Source organism: Pseudomonas farris (assembly GCF_019145235.1).
GTDB classification, from domain to species: Bacteria; Pseudomonadota; Gammaproteobacteria; order Pseudomonadales; family Pseudomonadaceae; genus Aquipseudomonas; species Aquipseudomonas farris.
On record NZ_JAHSTV010000013.1, the window covers coordinates 83,529 to 101,692 of the forward strand.

13 protein-coding genes are annotated in these 18,164 nt (G+C 59.2%); 9 read left to right on the forward strand and 4 right to left on the reverse strand.

Features of this window, described 5'->3' with window-relative positions:
* The first annotated feature begins 136 nt into the window (after positions 1-136).
* Positions 137-388 (forward strand): sulfurtransferase TusA, encoded by a 252-nt coding sequence (gene tusA / locus KVG95_RS24765; RefSeq protein ID WP_007907805.1) that lies wholly within the window; start codon positions 137-139, stop codon positions 386-388.
* On the opposite strand, the gene KVG95_RS24770 is transcribed toward tusA, so the two are convergent.
* Positions 385-1,794: an MATE family efflux transporter gene (locus tag KVG95_RS24770; RefSeq protein ID WP_217858265.1), complete on the reverse strand. Its 1,410-nt coding sequence runs from the start codon at positions 1,792-1,794 to the stop codon at positions 385-387. The two genes, tusA and KVG95_RS24770, sit on opposite strands and share 4 nt — an antisense overlap.
* 304 nt (positions 1,795-2,098) lie before the next feature.
* Here KVG95_RS24770 and pdxB point away from each other — a divergent pair, with 304 nt between their 5' ends.
* A complete protein-coding gene (gene pdxB / locus KVG95_RS24775) occupies positions 2,099-3,241 on the forward strand; it encodes a 4-phosphoerythronate dehydrogenase PdxB (protein WP_217858266.1) in 1,143 nt (380 codons plus the stop codon).
* Positions 3,242-3,428: 187 nt separating this feature from the next.
* On the opposite strand, the gene KVG95_RS24780 is transcribed toward pdxB, so the two are convergent.
* On the reverse strand, positions 3,429-3,608 hold the full coding sequence (locus tag KVG95_RS24780) for a PA1571 family protein (protein ID WP_007907798.1): 180 nt from the start codon (positions 3,606-3,608) through the stop codon (positions 3,429-3,431).
* 266 nt (positions 3,609-3,874) lie between these two features.
* Here KVG95_RS24780 and KVG95_RS24785 point away from each other — a divergent pair, with 266 nt between their 5' ends.
* On the forward strand, positions 3,875-5,653 hold the full coding sequence (locus KVG95_RS24785) for an ABC transporter transmembrane domain-containing protein (RefSeq protein WP_437180805.1): 1,779 nt from the start codon (positions 3,875-3,877) through the stop codon (positions 5,651-5,653).
* 212 nt (positions 5,654-5,865) lie between these two features.
* Here KVG95_RS24785 and KVG95_RS24790 read toward each other — a convergent pair whose 3' ends face one another.
* Positions 5,866-7,794, reverse strand: a complete 1,929-nt coding sequence (locus KVG95_RS24790; RefSeq protein ID WP_217858268.1) for a transglycosylase SLT domain-containing protein — start codon at positions 7,792-7,794, stop codon at positions 5,866-5,868.
* Between the two features lie 213 nt (positions 7,795-8,007).
* Between KVG95_RS24790 and KVG95_RS24795 the strand changes: the two genes are divergently transcribed.
* Positions 8,008-9,927 (forward strand): ATP-binding cassette domain-containing protein, encoded by a 1,920-nt coding sequence (locus KVG95_RS24795; RefSeq protein ID WP_217858269.1) that lies wholly within the window; start codon positions 8,008-8,010, stop codon positions 9,925-9,927.
* 207 nt (positions 9,928-10,134) lie between these two features.
* Here the strand turns inward: KVG95_RS24795 and KVG95_RS24800 are convergent, their stop codons facing one another.
* Positions 10,135-10,572 (reverse strand): universal stress protein, encoded by a 438-nt coding sequence (locus tag KVG95_RS24800; protein ID WP_010456367.1) that lies wholly within the window; start codon positions 10,570-10,572, stop codon positions 10,135-10,137.
* Between the two features lie 104 nt (positions 10,573-10,676).
* Here KVG95_RS24800 and KVG95_RS24805 point away from each other — a divergent pair, with 104 nt between their 5' ends.
* The 5 genes from KVG95_RS24805 to topA all read left to right on the forward strand — a co-directional run bounded on the left by KVG95_RS24805 (position 10,677) and on the right by topA (position 18,072).
* Entirely contained in the window at positions 10,677-11,114 is a 438-nt protein-coding gene (locus tag KVG95_RS24805; protein WP_217858270.1) for a hypothetical protein, read from the forward strand.
* Between the two features lie 527 nt (positions 11,115-11,641).
* Positions 11,642-13,789 (forward strand): fatty acid oxidation complex subunit alpha FadB, encoded by a 2,148-nt coding sequence (fadB, locus tag KVG95_RS24810; protein ID WP_217858271.1) that lies wholly within the window; start codon positions 11,642-11,644, stop codon positions 13,787-13,789.
* A gap of 30 nt (positions 13,790-13,819) precedes the next feature.
* Positions 13,820-14,995 carry an acetyl-CoA C-acyltransferase FadA gene (gene fadA / locus KVG95_RS24815; protein ID WP_008007076.1) on the forward strand — a complete coding sequence of 392 codons (1,176 nt, stop codon included), beginning with the start codon at positions 13,820-13,822 and terminating at the stop codon, positions 14,993-14,995.
* A 98-nt stretch (positions 14,996-15,093) separates the two neighbouring features.
* Positions 15,094-15,330, forward strand: coding sequence for a DUF1653 domain-containing protein (locus KVG95_RS24820; protein WP_008007078.1), 237 nt, complete (start codon positions 15,094-15,096; stop codon positions 15,328-15,330).
* Positions 15,331-15,444: 114 nt separating this feature from the next.
* A complete protein-coding gene (gene topA / locus KVG95_RS24825) occupies positions 15,445-18,072 on the forward strand; it encodes a type I DNA topoisomerase (RefSeq protein WP_217858272.1) in 2,628 nt (875 codons plus the stop codon).
* Positions 18,073-18,164 lie beyond the last annotated feature (92 nt).

The window sequence follows — 18,164 nt, forward strand, 5'->3', positions numbered from 1 at the left end:
GGGCTTGCTCGCGAAAGCGGTGGCTCAGTCGACATCAATGTTGAATGTCAGTCCGCATTCGCGAGCAAGCCCGCTCCCACAGGTGACCGAACACCCGGCAATGCGCGACAATGCCGGTAAGTTTCAGGAGTAAATCATGAGTGAAATGATCGATACGCCGGTAGACGGCACCCTCGACGCCACCGGCCTCAATTGCCCGGAACCGGTGATGATGCTGCACCAGCACATCCGTGACCTGGTGCCCGGCGGCCTGCTGAAGGTGATCGCCACCGACCCGTCGACCCGTCGCGACATCCCCAAGTTTTGCGTGTTTCTCGACCACGAACTGGTCGCGCAGCACGAAGAGGCAGGCACCTACCTCTACTGGATCCGCAAGAAACTCGCTTAACCCGCCGAACGACTGATGCGGATCCGCTTGCGTGCACTGCGCGTCAGGCGGATCGACAGCATCAGCGCCGCGCAACTCAAGCCCACGATCAAACCCTGCCACAGCCCGCTCGGGCCGCTCGGCGCACCGAGCCAGTCGGTCAGGCCCAGGGCGTAACCCACCGGTAAACCAATCCCCCAATAAGCGAACAGTGTCAGGATCATCGTCACCCGAGTGTCCTGATAACCCCGTAGTGCGCCGGCCGCCGTCACCTGGATCGCATCGGAAAACTGGAACAGCGCCGAATACACGATCAGCATCGCGGCCACCTGAATCACCGTCGGGTCGGCGGTGTAAATCGCAGCGATGGGTTCACGCAGCAACAACATCATGCTCGCCGACAGACACGCATACGCCAGGGCGGTGCCCATGCCGACACCGGCGGCGAAGCGGGCTTCGCGCGGTTCCTCACGACCGAGCGCCTGGCCGACTCGCACGGTCACGGCCATACCGAGGGAGTAGGGGATCATGAACACCAGCGAGCTGAAGTTCAGCGCGATCTGGTGCCCGGCGACCACGGTGGCGCCGAGGCTGCCGATCAGCAGGGCGATCACGGCGAAGATACTCGACTCGGCGAATACCGCGATGCCGATCGGCAGGCCGATGCCCAGCAAACGCTTGATCACTGACCACTGCGGCCAGTCGAAACGGCTGAACAATTCACTCGACTGATAGGCCGGCGCCCAGCGTTCCCAGCCGGCCATGCCCAACGCCATCACCCACATCACGATTGCCGTGGCCCAGCCGCAGCCGACCCCACCCATGGCCGGCACACCAAAGTGGCCATAGATGAAGATGTAATTGAGCGGAATATTCAGTGCCAACCCGCACAGGCCAAGGACCATGGCCGGGCGGGTGCGACCCAGGCCGTCACTGAAGCAGCGCAGCACGTGATAGAACGCGACGGCAGGCAGGCCGCTGGCGATACCGTGCAGATACTGCATGCATGGGCCGATCAATTCGGGGTCGACCTTCATGATGTGCAGGATCGGTTCGGCGCTGAACAGGATGCTGGTCGCCATCAAACCCACCACTAGCGCCAGCCACAACGCCTGACGCACGATCGGGCCAATCTCGCTGTGCGTGCCGGCGCCGAAGCGCTGGGCGACTTTCGGCGTGGTGGCCAGCAGTGTGCCGGTCATCAGCAGAAACACCGGCACCCAGATCGAGTTGCCCAGCGCGACGGCCGCCAGATCTCGAGGCCCGACACGACCCGCCATCACCGCATCGACGAAGCCCATGGCAGTGGTCGCCAGTTGCGCGATCATGATCGGCAACGCCAGGCCGAGCAGGTTTTTCAGCTCCAGGCGAACCCGGGCCGGGCGGTTGAGGGAAATAGCAGCGGGGCGGTCAGTCACGGTATTCAAGGCGAAACGTCCAAAAGGGTTTTGATGCGCAGGCGGCGCATTCTACGCCTTGACGCAGTGGTCAGGAAAAGTCCTGTGTTGCGGATTTGTAAATGGTTTTCGGACGTTGCGATATTCCCTGTGGGAGCGGGCTTGCTCGCGAAGGGGGAGTGTCAGCTGACATTAATGTTGCCTGACACACCGCTTTCGCGAGCAAGCCCGCTCCCACAGGATGAGTGGTCCCTTCACATTTAAGGTGAACAATGCCTGCTGGCCCATCACGGTCATCTCCGCCTACACTGCCGATCCGCCAAAGGAGCCTGCCATGCTGATTGTTGCCGACGAAAATATCCCGCTGCTCGATGCCTTCTTCGCAGGTTTCGGTGAAATCCGCCGGGTGCCTGGACGTGCCATCGACCGCGCCACTGTCGAGCAGGCCGATGTGCTATTGGTGCGCTCGGTGACCAACGTCAACCGCGAATTGCTCGAAGGCAGCAAGGTGCGCTTTGTCGGCACCTGCACCATCGGCACCGATCACCTGGATCTGGATTACTTTCAACAGACCGGCATCACCTGGTCCAGCGCGCCAGGCTGCAATGCCCGGGGTGTGGTCGATTACGTGCTGGGCAGCCTGCTGACCCTGGCTGAAATCGAAGGCGCTGACCTGACTCAGCGCACCTACGGTGTGGTCGGTGCCGGCGAAGTGGGCGGGCGGCTGGTCAAGGTTCTGCAAGGTCTGGGGTGGAACGTGCTGGTCTGCGATCCCCCACGGCAAGCCGCTGAAGGGGGCGATTACGTCAGCCTCGAGCAGATCATCGAGCAATGCGACGTCATCAGTCTGCACACCCCGCTGGACAAGCAAGGCCCTCAGGCGACCTGGCATCTGTTCGATAAAAACCGCTTGAACCAGCTCAAGCCTGGCGCCTGGCTGATCAACGCCAGTCGTGGCCCGGTCATCGACAACGCCGCCCTGCGCCAGGTGTTGCTGGAGCGTGAAGACCTGCAAGCGGTGCTGGATGTCTGGGAGGCTGAGCCTGAGGTCGATGTGGCACTGGCCGAGTTGTGTGTGCTGGCGACGCCGCACATTGCCGGTTATAGCCTGGACGGCAAACAGCGCGGGACGGCGCAGATTTACCAGGCGTTTTGCCAATTCCTCGACCAGCCGGAGCAGGTCCACCTGAGCGACTTGCTGCCAGCCCCTTGGCTGTCGGCAGTGACGCTGAACGCCGACAGCGATCCGGCCTGGGTGCTAGCGATGTTGTGCCGTGGCGTGTACGACCCGCGCCGTGACGACGCGGATTTCCGTCGCAGCCTTGTAGGTAATGTGAGCGAGCAGCGTGCGGCGTTCGATGCGCTACGCAAGCATTACCCGCTGCGGCGTGAGATCGATGGGTTGAAGGTGCGGATCGAGGGGGATTCGCCGGCGTTGCAGCGGATCGTGGCGGCACTTGGTGCTGCGGTCCTTTAAGAGACGGAGTTGGCCCTTTCGCGAGCAAGCCCGCTCCCACATTGATCTTCGGTGAACACAGGTGTTGTGTACGACAGAGATCAAATGTGGGAGCGGGCTTGCTCGCGAATGGCGACACCGCAATTCTTCGATAAGCACCCATAAAAAACCCGGCTAAAAGAGCCGGGTCAAGAAGACGGTGGCTATATCACTCTTGTTCGGCAGGCTTGACCAATCGCTTTTCCAGTTCGCGGCAAGCGTCCTGGATCATGTTTTCAGTGATCGGTACTTCGTGCCCATCCTTATCAATAATCGAGCAACCCAGAGACTGGTCTGGCTGCGTGCGGATCACTGGAATCTTGTCATCGCTGCTGTTTTGCAAGGACATGGCCTGTCTCCTCATCAGGTTGTGTGCTTACTGTAGAACCGCCAGGTGACCGGGCTGTGACAACTCCCTGCGATCTTCAGGTCGGCATCCTCAGTCCATCAGAAATACCCTGACGTTTCCACCCGGACTTTAGACCAATAATCTCTAGCCACTAGTCTTGGCGGTCATAATTAACCTGACTCATTATGATTTACAGCGTTCAATCCCATTGACCGGTGTAGGCTTGGCCGGGTCTAAGCCATTGGTTGCGCCATCGGATGATCTTCATGCTCTCTTCCCGTCACCGCCGAGCCATTCGTCTGGCCAGCCGTTTCCTCGCGCCTTATCGCTGGCCGGCCTTAGGCGCTTTGTTGGCGTTGATCGTCACTGCCGGCATCACTTTGTCCATGGGGCAGGGTATTCGCCTGTTGGTGGACGAGGGTTTCATGACCCAGTCGCCGCATTTGCTCAACCGATCCATCGGCGTGTTCATGCTGTTGGTGGTTGGTCTGGCGATTGGCACCTTTGCACGGTTTTACCTGGTGTCGTGGATCGGCGAGCGCGTTGTCGCCGACATCCGTCGTCGAGTGTTCAACCATCTGGTTTACCTGCATCCGGGCTTCTATGAAGACAACCGCAGCTCCGAGATCCAATCGCGATTGACGGCCGACACCACGCTGCTGCAATCGGTAATCGGCTCTTCGCTGTCGCTGTTCTTGCGTAACGGGCTGATGGTGATCGGCGGGATTGTCTTGCTGTTTATCACCAACCCCAAACTCACCAGCATCGTGGTGGTCGCGTTGCCGCTGGTGGTCGCGCCGATCCTGATTTTTGGTCGCCGGGTGCGCACCCTGTCGCGTCTGAGCCAGGACCGGATTGCCGATATTGGCAGCTATGTCTCCGAAACCCTGAGCCAGATCAAAACCGTGCAGGCCTATAACCATCAGGTTCAGGACGAGCAGCGTTTTGCCACGACTGTGGAAGAGGCTTTCAACACTGCCCGCAAGCGCATTTTCCAGCGGGCCTGGTTGATTACTCTGGTGATCCTGCTGGTGTTGGGCGCGGTCGGGGTGATGCTCTGGGTCGGCGGCATGGACGTCATCGCCGGGCGGATTTCCGCGGGTGAGCTGGCAGCGTTCGTCTTTTACAGCCTGATCGTCGGTGGTGCCTTCGGCACGTTGAGTGAAGTTATAGGCGAACTGCAGCGAGCAGCGGGGGCGGCGGAGCGGATTGCCGAGTTATTGCGTTCGGAAAACATCATCCAGCCACCGACCCAGGGCCTGGTGACGTTGCCTGAACGGGTGAAGGGCGATCTGGTACTGCAAGATGTGCGTTTTTCCTACCCGTCGCGTCCGCAAAGCTATGCCGTCGATGGTCTGAATCTGACCATCAACGCCGGCGAAACCCTTGCATTGGTCGGGCCCTCGGGTGCCGGCAAGTCAACGGTGTATGACCTGCTGTTGCGCTTTTACGACCCCGCCGAAGGACGCATCCTGCTCGATGGTGTGCCGCTGACTCAACTCGATCCTCTGGACCTGCGTCGCTGCTTCGCCCTCGTCTCGCAATCCCCGGCGCTGTTCTTCGGCAGCATCGAAGAGAACATTCGCTACGGTCGCCCGACGGCGACTTTGGCTCAGGTCCAGGAAGCCGCGAAAATCGCCTATGCCCACGACTTCATCGAGCAAATGCCCAACGGCTACCAGACACACCTCGGCGACGCTGGTCTCGGTTTATCCGGCGGGCAACGTCAGCGCCTGGCCATCGCCCGGGCGTTGCTGGTGGACGCGCCGATCCTGCTGCTGGACGAAGCCACCAGCGCCCTCGACGCCCAAAGCGAGCACCTGATTCAGCAAGCCCTGCCCAGCCTGATGAAAAATCGCACCACACTGGTCATCGCCCACCGATTGGCCACAGTGAAAAACGCCGACAGGATCGCAGTGATGGACCAAGGGAAACTGGTGGCGGTGGGGACGCATCAGGAGTTGATTGCGAGTAATGCGCTGTATGCACGGCTGGCGGCGTTGCAGTTCAATGACGGCAAAGCCGAAACCGATCTGCGAGTTTAGGCGCTATTGGTGTAGACGATCTTTTCAGTTCCCATCAAAGAGGAGCGACCAAGTAACCGACCAAGTAGCGAAATTGCGTCGGGCTTTCGAAGGGACCGGTCCGGTGAAAATCAGTGAGTGCTTTGAGCTGCAAACAAAAATGCCCGCCTCGAAAGAGGCGGGCATTTTTTACAGTTGCGGAAAAGATCGCAGCCTGCGGCAGCGCCTACAGATCATTGATCGTCGAAATACCGCTCATGCCAATCCACCAACGGTTGTGGTGAGTTGAGCTTCTGGCCGTAGATTACCGAGTACGACAGCACGTTTTGCACGTACTGGCGGGTTTCGTCGAACGGGATGCTTTCCACCCACACATCGAAGCTCAGGTGATCGGCGCCACGCAGCCATTGACGTACGCGGCCGGGGCCGGCGTTGTAAGCGGCGGAGGCGAGGACGCGGTTGCCGTTGAACTGGCTGTGGACCTGGCTCAGGTAAGCGGCACCGAGCTGGATGTTCTTGTCCGGATCGAACACTTGCTGCGGCGAAGCGAGCGGGATGCTGAACTTGCGCGCGGTTTCCTTGGCAGTGCCGGGCATCAGTTGCATCAGGCCGCTGGCACCGACGCCGGAGCGCGCGTCGGCCATGAACGCGCTTTCCTGGCGGGTGATGGCGAATACCCAGCTCGAGTGCAGGCCACGGACCTTGGCTTCACGGACCAGGGTTTCTCGGTGGGCCATCGGGAAGCGGATATCCAGGTCGTCCCAGTACTTCGCCTGACTGATGGTGCGGATCGCCGGGAAATACCATTTCAGGTCGTAAGCCAGTTTCGCCTGGGCAACCATTTCGTCACGGCTGAAGTGCCGGCTGACGTGGTACCACTCGCGACGACCGTCGACGATCTGCCCGCGTGCATGGAATTCCAGGGCGCGTCGTATGCCGGGGGTGTTGCGCACCTTGTTGATCAGCGCCTGACTGAGCACCAGCGGTTTGTTGTTCAGCGAATAGGGGGATTGCGAGCGATCGGCCGCCAGGAAACCGTAGAAATCGCGCTCACGAGCCAAGCCCTTGTAAAGCGTCTGTGCTTCCGGATTCTGTGGCTGTGCCAGTTCCAGGCTGCGAGCCTGCCAGTAACGCCAGCGGTTGGTGGTAGCCAGATCCTGAGGCAGGCGGCGGGTCAACTGATAGGCATCGTCCCAGCGGGCCAGACGCAATAGCAGGCGCAAGCGCCATTCGGAAACGGTGTTGTCCCGCAGCTCCGGGTCGTATTTGGTCATCACGTCCAGCGCGCGGCTGTCGAAACGTCGTGCGAGGGTCAGCCCGATTTCCCGGGCAATCGCGACTTTCTCGTCACGGGAGAAGTGCATGCTGTTGGCGTAACCGTCGAGCAGGGCCATGGCCCTGTCCGGATCCTGACGGGCCAGACGGCGCAGGCCAAGGCTGACGATGTCGGACATGGGTTCGTCGGCGGGGATGAAGCGCGACGGCTGATTGAGCAGCTCGGGTTTCTGCGCCACATCCACCAGCAGGCGACCGCGGGGGGCGAGTGTCGTCAGGCCATTGATCAGGCTGTTGGCCAGCGGATAGTTGCGCGCCTGGGCGGCGAGCTTGGTGCGTTCCCAGCGTTTCTGTTCAGTCAGTTGGCCCTCGGCGGCCCACATGCCGAACACGCCATCGCAAGCATCGGGTTGGGTTTTGCCGGTCAGCCAGAGTTTATCGGCGTTGGCGTAGCCTTCGGCCTTGCGGTTATGGCTGATCTGATACTGCGCGTTCAGGCAGTCCAGTTCGGTGAAATTGAGTTTGGGGTCATAATATTTGACGAAGGTTGCCCAATCGCCGCGTTCGGCCAGCCAGCGCAGCCAGCGCAACTTCATCCAGTTGGCTTGCGGCAGGTCACCGTGTTCGGCGAGGAATTTCTCGATTTCGGCGTTGCTCGCGGTTTTCAGACGCGCGGTCAATTCGTCATAAGCCAGATAGGGCTCCAGCGGGTAATCGCTCAGAGCCTGGCTGTAACGGAAATAAGGGCCGGAATCGCCTTTGGCCAAGGCACGCTTGGCTTCATCGTAATACTGGCGTTGGGTGGACAGGTCCACCGCCTGGGCGGATTGAACGGCAGCGGCTGTAAGAAGCAAACACGAAAAAAGATTGAAAAGGCGACTGCGCATGAGACGTCCGGGCAGAGAAATCATGACAAGTGCCGGCGAGAGCGGCACTGAATTATCTGTAGCTTAGCCTTTTGCCAGCAGCGGGCGAAAGCTTTGCCGAGCTGTCAGCACAAGTTCGCAACAATTGTTGTGCAGAGTGCTTCGACGTTGAAATTGCCGGCCTTCTGAAGCCTCAAGTCAGGTAGAATGCGCGCCCGGTTTTTGGAGAAGCTCATGACCCTGCTCAAATTCAGCGATGTGTCCCTTGCTTTCGGCGCTATGCCGTTGTTGGACAAGGTGTCCTGGCAGATCGCCCGTGGTGAGCGGGTGTGCATCATCGGCCGCAACGGCACTGGCAAGTCCAGCATGATGAAGCTCGTCAAGGGCGACCAGAAGCCTGATGAGGGCTCTGTTTGGCGCGCACCTGGCCTAAAGATTGGCGAATTGCCGCAAGAATTGCCGGTAGCCGACGAGCGGACCGTGTTCGACGTGGTTGCCGAAGGCCTGGACGGTGTCGGCGAGCTGCTCGCGCAGTACCACCACCTGAGCCAGAACATTGTCACCGACGCCGATCTGGACAAGCTGATGCATGTCCAGCACGACCTCGAAGCCCGCGACGGCTGGCGTTTGCAGCAACTGGTCGACAGCACCTTGAGCCGTCTGCAGTTGCCGGCCGACAAGACCCTCGCCGAATTATCCGGCGGCTGGCGTCGCCGCGTCCTGCTGGCTCAGGCCCTGGTTTCCGAACCGGATCTGCTGCTGCTCGACGAACCGACCAACCACCTGGACATCGGCGCCATTGCCTGGCTTGAAGAAGCGCTGAAGGATTTCCAGGGCGCCGTGCTGTTCATCACGCACGACCGTTCATTCCTGCAGAACCTCGCTACCCGCATTCTGGAACTGGATCGCGGTGGCCTGATCGACTGGAACGGCGATTACGCGAGTTTCCTCGTGCACAAAGAGGCGACGCTGGCGGCTGAAGAAACCGCCAACGCGCTGTTCGACAAGAAACTGGCCCAGGAAGAAGTCTGGATCCGCCAGGGCATCAAGGCGCGTCGCACCCGTAACGAAGGCCGTGTTCGCGCATTGAAAGCATTGCGCGTTGAGCGTAGCGAGCGTCGTGAGCGCACCGGCAAGGCCAATATTCAGCTGGATACCGCCGACAAGTCCGGCAAGCAGGTCATGGTCCTCGAGAACGTGAGCTTCGCTCACCCGGGTGGCCCGTTCCTGATCAAGGATTTCTCAATGGTCCTGACGCGCGGCGACCGTATCGGTTTGCTTGGCGCCAACGGTACCGGCAAGACCACGCTGCTGAAACTGATGCTCAGCGGTCTGCAACCGACCAGCGGCAAAGTGGAAGAGGGGACGCGCATCGACGTGGCCTACTTCGACCAGTTGCGCCATCAGTTGGACCTGGAAAAGACCGTGATCGACAACGTGGCCGAAGGTCGCGACTTTATCGATATCGATGGTCAGAGCCGCCATGTGCTGAGCTACCTCGGCGACTTCCTGTTCAGCCCGCAGCGTGCCCGCACGCCGGTCAAGGCGCTGTCCGGTGGTGAGCGTGCCCGTCTGTTGCTGGCCAAACTGTTCAGCAAACCGGCGAACCTGCTGGTACTCGACGAACCGACCAACGATCTGGACGTGGAAACCCTCGAACTGCTGGAAGAGGTCTTGCTGACCTTCAACGGCACCGTGCTGATGGTCAGTCACGACCGGGCATTCCTCGACAACGTGGTCACCAGCACCCTGGTTTTCGAAGGCGAAGGCAAGGTTCGCGAATACGTCGGTGGTTATCAGGACTGGCTGCGTCAGGGCGGCTCGCCGCGCCTGTTGGGCGTGACCGAAAGCAAGTCCGGCAAGGCCGACCTGAACTCGGCTGTCGTCACTGCTGAACCAGTGCCAGTCGCTGCGGCAGTAGAGGCGCCGGTGGCAAAGAAAAAGCTCAGCTACAAGTTGCAGCGTGAGCTGGAAATGTTGCCGAGTCAGATCGAAGCCATGGAACAGCAGATCGTGGTGGTTGAAGCGCAGATGGCGGATGTCGGCTTCTACCAGCGTCCTGCTGCCGAAACGGCTGCGGTGATCGCTCAGCTGGAGCAGTTGCAGGCTGAACTCGACGTGATGGTCGAGCGCTGGGCCGAGCTGGATGCCTGATTGATCCGGCGATAAAAAAGCCCGGCGTTCAGTGATGAGCGCCGGGCTTTTCGTATGGTATGCGATCTACTGGCCGACATGGCTTCACTGTGGGAGCGGCGGTGCGACGATTCGACTTGCTCGCGAAGAGGGACTTACATTCAACATCAATGCTGACTGAATGTCCGCTCTTCGCGAGCAAGCCCGCTCCCACATTGTTCCGTGTTATCAGCTTTTGATCAGGCGCACCGCCAGCACATCGCAAGGCGCGCCGTGCAGTACGTCATTGGCAGTGGAGCCGAGCAACAGGGCCAGACCGTGTCGGCCATGACTACCCACCACGATCAGGTCGCACGTTTGTTCCTTGGCGAGGTGGTGAATCTCCTGGCGCGGCTGGCCGTAGGTCAAGTGACTGTATTCCTTGGAGAGTTCCGGGTATTTCACGATCAGCCGATCAAGACGCTCTTTGGCCTGATCGAACTGTTGCTGTTGCAACTGGGAGAGGTCCATCGGCACGTCGCCGCCAAAGGCCATGGCCATCGGTTCGACGATATGCACCAGGGACAGCTTCGCGCCATTGCTCACCGAGAGTTCGCGAGCTCGGTGGATTACAGGATCGCACTCTTCGGTTAGATCTACAGCGACCAGAATATGGTGGTAGGGCATGAGGTGCTCCTCCTGAGGATTGCAATATTGGTAAGTATGGCTGGTTTCAAGCGCATTGGTTTCAAAGTGACTCAATGGGCTCATCAAGAATCGGGAGTACACATATGACGGTCTGGATAGTGGTGTCAATCCTGCTGGTGGTCTTGAGCCCGCTGGCCTGGTTGCGACCCTCTCGTGCCCAGAGCGGGCGCATAGCCCTGCGCATGGAGGCGCGGCGCATTGGCCTTGCCATGCAGCTGGCGCCCCAGGAATGGCCACATTGGCTGAGCCAGGAGCCGCCTAGCCCTTGCGCCCAGTACCATCGGCCGCGCCGTGGCACGCGACCGGCGTGCTGGAGTTACTGGCAGAAGGCGCCGGGCGTGTGGGTCAATCAGTGGCAGGAGGTCTGTGAGGATGGAATGCTGCTGAATCATTTCGAAAAATTGCCTGCCAACGTCTACAAGGTCGAGGCAGACAAGCAAATGATTGCCCTGTATTGGGGCGAGAAGGGCGAGCCCGAGGTTCTGCAACAGATCGATGCCACACTCAAAGCACTCGCCTGAAACCCGATCTGTAGCAGGTGGAGCCTGCTACAGAAGGCATTAAAAAGCCCGACATCATCATCGGGCTGAGGTTGGCCAGGCAGGCCGGTAATTCTTTGTGCGCTGATCTTACGCTGGGCATTCGTCAAAGCGTTCAAATTTTTTCTTCAGGGTCCCGCCAGCGTAGCTTGTTAAACACAGGCTGCCGCTAATTAGGGCGACTTTTCTAACTATTGATTCTATGAATGGCCTCACATGCATCAGCGTGTTGCAGGGCTTCGTGGTACGGAAGTGACCGGAAAGTCGCGTTTCAACCAGTATTTTGGGCGATTGACAATTGCCGGAAATTCCGTGAAGGTGACATACCCAAATCAAACGGGCGTATGAATTGAGCGTTTGTATTACAGAACGCTCCTACAGAATCCCGACTATCGCGTTGGCGGGTGTGCCGGGTGAATTGGCGTAGCATCGACGATAAACGTCCTTGCCGAGCCAGTCGCCTGCGTCCGACGTGTACTGTTCAGCTTCCATATCGTGGAGATCAGTTGATGATTTACGAAGGTAAAGCCATCACGGTTAAGGCTCTTGAAAGTGGCATCGTCGAATTGAAATTCGACCTCAAGGGTGAGTCCGTCAACAAGTTCAACCGTCTTACCCTGAACGAACTGCGTCAGGCTGTAGACACCATCAAGGCAGATGCTTCGATCAAGGGTGTGATCGTCAGCAGTGGCAAGGACGTGTTCATCGTCGGCGCCGACATCACCGAATTCGTCGACAACTTCAAGCTGCCGGATGCAGAGCTTGTTGCTGGTAACCTCGAAGCCAACAAGATTTTCAGCGATTTCGAAGACCTCAACGTCCCGACTGTCGCCGCGATCAATGGCATCGCACTGGGTGGCGGTCTGGAAATGTGCCTGGCGGCAGATTTCCGCGTCATGGCCAATACCGCCAAAATCGGTCTGCCGGAAGTCAAGCTGGGCATCTACCCGGGCTTCGGCGGTACTGTGCGTCTGCCGCGCATCATCGGTGCCGACAACGCCATCGAGTGGATTGCCGCCGGTAAGGAAAACCGCGCTGAAGACGCGCTGAAAGTCGGTGCCGTCGACGCCGTGGTCGCACCAGAGAAATTGCAGGAAGCGGCTCTGAACCTGGTCAAGGACGCCATCTCCGGTGAGTTTGACTACAAGGCCAAGCGTCAGCCGAAGCTCGAGAAGCTCAAGCTCAACGCCATCGAACAAATGATGTCGTTCGAAACCGCCAAAGGTTTCGTGGCCGGTCAAGCGGGCCCGAACTACCCGGCACCGGTTGAAGCGATCAAGACTATCCAGAAAGCTGCGAACTTCGGTCGCGACAAGGCGCTGGAAGTCGAAGCCACCGGTTTCGTCAAACTGGCCAAGACCTCTGCCGCGCAGAGCTTGATCGGTCTGTTCCTGAACGATCAGGAACTGAAGAAAAAGGCCAAGGCCTACGACGAAATCGCCAAAGACGTGAAGCAGGCCGCCGTATTGGGCGCTGGCATCATGGGTGGTGGTATTGCTTATCAGTCGGCCTCCAAAGGTACGCCGATCCTGATGAAGGACATCAACGAGCACGGCATCGAGCAAGGTCTGGCCGAAGCCGCCAAGCTGCTGGTGGGCCGCGTTGATAAAGGTCGCATGACCCCGGCGAAAATGGCCGAAGTGCTCAACGGCATTCGTCCGACCCTGTCCTACGGTGATTTCGGTCACGTCGACCTGGTCGTCGAAGCCGTTGTCGAGAACCCGAAGGTCAAGCAAGCCGTTCTGGCCGAAGTTGAAGACAAGGTCAAAGAGGACACCATCCTCGCGTCCAACACTTCGACCATTTCCATCACCTTGCTGGCCAAAGCCCTCAAGCGTCCGGAAAACTTCGTCGGCATGCACTTTTTCAACCCGGTGCACATGATGCCGCTGGTTGAAGTGATCCGTGGCGAGAAGTCCAGCGAAGTGGCCGTTGCCACCACCGTTGCCTACGCCAAGAAAATGGGCAAGAACCCGATCGTCGTCAACGACTGCCCGGGCTTCCTGGTCAACCGGGTGCTATTCCCGTACTTCGGCGGTTTCGCCAAACTGGTCAGCGCCGGCGTGGACTTCGTCCGCATCGACAAGGTCATGGAAAAGTTTGGCTGGCCAATGGGCCCCGCATACCTGATGGATGTGGTCGGCATCGACACCGGTCACCACGGTCGCGATGTAATGGCTGAAGGCTTCCCGGATCGCATGAAGGACGATCGCCGTTCAGCCGTCGACGTGCTCTACGAAGCCAAGCGCCTGGGCCAGAAGAATGGCAAAGGCTTCTACGCCTACGAGACCGACAAGCGCGGCAAGCAGAAGAAAGTCGCCGATCCTTCGGTACTGGAAGTGCTCAAGCCAATCGTGTTCGAACAGCGCGAAGTCACTGACGAAGACATCATCAACTGGATGATGATCCCGTTGTGCCTGGAAACCGTGCGTTGCCTGGAAGACGGCATCGTCGAAACCGCCGCCGAAGCCGACATGGGTCTGGTCTACGGTATTGGTTTCCCTCCATTCCGTGGCGGTGCGCTGCGCTACATCGACTCGATCGGTGTTGCAGAGTTCGTTGCCCTGGCTGACCAGTACGCTGATTTGGGCGCGCTGTACCACCCGACCGCGAAGCTGCGTGAAATGGCCAAAAACGGTCAGAGCTTCTTCGGTTAAGCGCCCACACTAGAGCGAGAGTGAAAGTATATGAGCTTGAATCCTAGAGACGTCGTGATTGTCGACTTCGGTCGTACGCCGATGGGCCGCTCCAAGGGCGGCATGCACCGCAACACCCGCGCCGAAGACATGTCGGCGCACCTGATCAGCAAATTGCTGGAACGCAACGTCAAGGTCGACCCGAGCGAAGTTGAAGACGTGATCTGGGGCTGTGTGAACCAGACCCTGGAGCAGGGCTGGAACATCGCCCGCATGGCATCCCTGATGACGCAGATCCCGCACACCGCGGCCGGCCAGACCGTCAGTCGTCTGTGTGGCTCGTCGATGAGTGCTCTGCACACCGCTGCGCAAGCGATCATGACCGGTAACGGTGACGTGTTCGTGGTTGGCGGCGTCGAGCATATGGGTCACGTGAGCATGATGCACGGTGTCGATCCGAACCCGCACATGTCCCTGTACGCGGCGAAAGCCTCGGGCATGATGGGCCTGACCGCGGAAATGCTCGGCAAAATGCACGGCATTACTCGCGAACAACAGGACGCTTTTGGCGTGCGCTCCCACCAGCTCGCCCACAAGGCGACTCTGGAAGGCAAGTTCAAAGACGAAATCATCCCGATGCAGGGCTACGACGAGAACGGTTTCCTGAAACTGTTCGACTACGACGAAACCATTCGTCCGGAAACCACCCTGGAAAGCCTGGCGGCCCTGAAGCCAGCGTTTAACCCGAAGGGCGGCACCGTGACAGCCGGTACTTCGTCGCAGATCACCGACGGTGCTTCGTGCATGATCGTGATGTCGGCGCAGCGTGCCCAGGATCTGGGCATCCAGCCGATGGCGGTGATTCGTTCGATGGCAGTGGCAGGTGTGGATCCGGCGATCATGGGCTATGGTCCAGTACCGGCAACACAAAAAGCATTGAAGCGCGCGGGCCTTGGCATCAACGATATTGACTTCTTCGAGCTCAACGAAGCTTTCGCCGCACAGGCGCTGCCAGTGCTGAAAGATTTGAAAGTGCTCGACAAGATGAACGAGAAGGTTAACCTGCACGGCGGCGCGATCGCCCTGGGTCACCCGTTCGGTTGTTCCGGTGCCCGTATCTCCGGCACTTTGCTGAACGTGATGAAGCAGAATGGCGGCACCTTCGGGGTGGCTACCATGTGCATTGGTCTCGGCCAAGGCATCTCCACCGTCTTCGAACGCGTTTAAGCGTTTCGTTGATGGAAGCCGGGGCCAAGTGCCCCGGTTTTTGTTTTTCCGGATTTATTTTGTTTTTATTTTGAAAAAATTTCAGTGAGGGCCAAAGCATGCCGATACAACCTGGGCTCTACGAACATTACAAAGGTCCGCAGTACCGCGTATTCGCTGTTGCGCGGCATTCGGAAACCGAAGAGGAAGTAGTCTTTTACCAAGCCCTGTATGGCGATTACGGCTTTTGGGTGCGCCCCTTGAGCATGTTCCTGGAGTCGGTCGAGGTTGACGGTGAACAGGTGCCACGCTTTGCTTTGGTGCAAGCCGAACCGAGCGTTTTTCCGCAGTCATAAGGGGAGTGCGCGCAGAACCCTGCGCTTGACCTCACCTTGTAGCCACTATATATAGCGGTGCCGCGTCAGGCGCCAACCGCCTTTCACTTCTAGAATTCAGGAATTTTCTGATCCATGGGCAAATCGCTGGTCATTGTGGAATCCCCGGCTAAGGCCAAGACCATCAACAAGTATCTGGGTAACCAATACGTGGTGAAGTCGAGTATCGGCCATATCCGAGACCTGCCCACCAGCGGTTCGGCTAGCGCCAGCAAAGAGCCTGCCGCCAAGCGCGGCAAGGCCGCCGCAGGTGAAGGTCCGGTGCTCACGCCGAAAGAGAAAGCGCGCAAGCAGCTGGTCTCGCGCATGGGTGTCGATCCCGATCATGGCTGGAAAGCCAAGTACGAGATCCTCCCGGGCAAGGAAAAAGTCATCGAAGAGCTGCGCCGGCTCGCCAAAGATGCTGACACCATCTATCTCGCAACCGACTTGGATCGCGAGGGGGAAGCCATTGCCTGGCACCTGCGCGAAGCCATCGGTGGTGACGACAGCCGCTACAAGCGCGTGGTGTTCAACGAAATCACCAAGAAAGCGATCCAGGAAGCCTTCTCCAAACCGGGCGAGCTGGACATCGATCGAGTAAACGCCCAGCAGGCGCGTCGCTTCCTCGACCGCGTGGTGGGTTACATGGTTTCGCCGCTGCTGTGGGCCAAGGTCGCCCGTGGCCTGTCCGCCGGTCGCGTGCAATCGGTTGCCGTGAAGCTGGTGGTCGAGCGTGAGCGTGAAATTCGCGCGTTCAACCCGGAAGAGTACTGGGAAGTTCATGCCGACCTCGGCACCGCCAAGGGCGCGACCGTGCGTTTCGACGTAGCCCGCGAGAAAGGCGAAGCCTTCAAGCCGCTGAACGAAGCCCAGGCCATGGCCGCGCTGGAAAAGCTCAAGGCTTCCAGCTACAGCATCGTCAAGCGCGAAGACAAACCGACCAGCAGTAAGCCGTCGGCACCGTTCATCACCTCCACCCTGCAACAGGCCGCGAGTAACCGCCTGGGCTTCGGTGTGAAGAAAACCATGATGATGGCCCAGCGTTTGTACGAAGCCGGCTACATCACGTATATGCGTACTGACTCCACCAACCTCTCGGTCGATGCCGTGGCGATGGCGCGTACCTATATTGAAGGTGAGTTCGGCAAGAAGTACCTGCCGGAAAACCCGAACGTCTACAGCAGCAAGGAAGGCGCACAAGAGGCTCACGAAGCGATTCGTCCGTCCGACGCTAATACCGAGCCAAGCAAGCTGTCGGGCATGGAGCGTGATGCCGAGCGGCTTTACGAGCTGATCTGGCGCCAGTTCCTGGCCTGCCAGATGCTGCCGGCGCAATACCTGTCGACCACAGTCACCGTCGGTGCCGGCGACTTCGAGCTGCGTGCCAAGGGCCGCATCCTGAAGTTCGACGGTTACACCCGCGTCATGCCGCAAATTGCCAAGCCTGGCGATGACGACGTGCTGCCGGACATGGCCCAGGGCGACGCGATGAAGCTGATCAAGCTTGATCCGACCCAGCACTTTACCAAGCCGCCGGCGCGTTACTCGGAAGCCAGCCTGGTTAAAGAAATGGAAAAACGCGGCATCGGTCGTCCTTCGACCTACGCGGCGATCATTTCGACCATCCAGGACCGCGGCTACGTGGCGCTGCACAACCGTCGTTTCTACTCGGAAAAGATGGGCGACATCGTCACCGAGCGTCTGGCCGAGAGCTTCTCCAATCTCATGGACTACGGCTTCACCGCCGGCATGGAAGAGAACCTCGATGACGTCGCTCAGGGCGAACGCGACTGGAAAAACGTGCTCGACGAGTTCTACGGCGACTTCAAGAAGAAACTCGAAGTGGCTGAAAGCGCCGAAGGCGGCATGCGCGCCAACCAGCCGGTAATGACTGACATTCCGTGCGTGTTGTGCGGTCGTCCAATGCAGATTCGTACGGCCTCGACGGGCGTGTTCCTCGGTTGCTCGGGCTATAGCCTGCCGCCGAAAGAGCGCTGCAAAGCCACCGTCAACCTGGTGCCGGGCGATGAAATCGCCGCGGACGACGAAGGTGAGTCCGAGTCGCTGGTCCTGCGTGGCAAGCATCGCTGCCCGATCTGCAGCACGGCGATGGACGCTTACCTGCTCGACGAGAAGCGCAAGCTGCACATCTGCGGTAACAACCCGGATTGCTCTGGTTACGAAATCGAAGAGGGCACCTACCGCATCAAGGGTTATGAAGGCCCGAGCCTGGAGTGCGACAAGTGCGGCAGCGAGATGCAGCTCAAGACCGGCCGTTTCGGCAAGTTCTTCGGTTGCACCAACGTCACCTGCAAGAACACCCGCAAGCTGCTGAAAAGCGGTGACGCGGCGCCGCCGAAGATGGATCCGGTGAAGATGCCTGAGCTCAAATGCGAAAAGGTCAACGACACCTACATCCTGCGCGACGGTGCTTCCGGCTTGTTCCTGGCGGCCAGCCAGTTCCCGAAAAATCGCGAGACCCGTGCTCCGTTGGTCATGGAGATCGTGCCGCACAAGGATGAGATCGACCCGAAGTATCACTTCCTCTGCGAAGCGCCGAAGAAAGATCCGGACGGTCTCCCAGCAGTGATCCGTTACAGCCGCAAGACCAAAGAGCAGTACGTGCAGACAGAGGTCGACGGTAAGCCGACTGGCTGGAAAGCGTATTACGACGGCGGCAAGTGGACGGTTGAAGACAAGCGTCCATCAGCCAAGGCTTAAAAGGCTGTACACAAAAGGCCGCATGACAACTCTCGGGTTTTCATGCGGCCTTTTGTTTTGGGCTTGCGGGAAGCTCAGGTGATCCACGACAC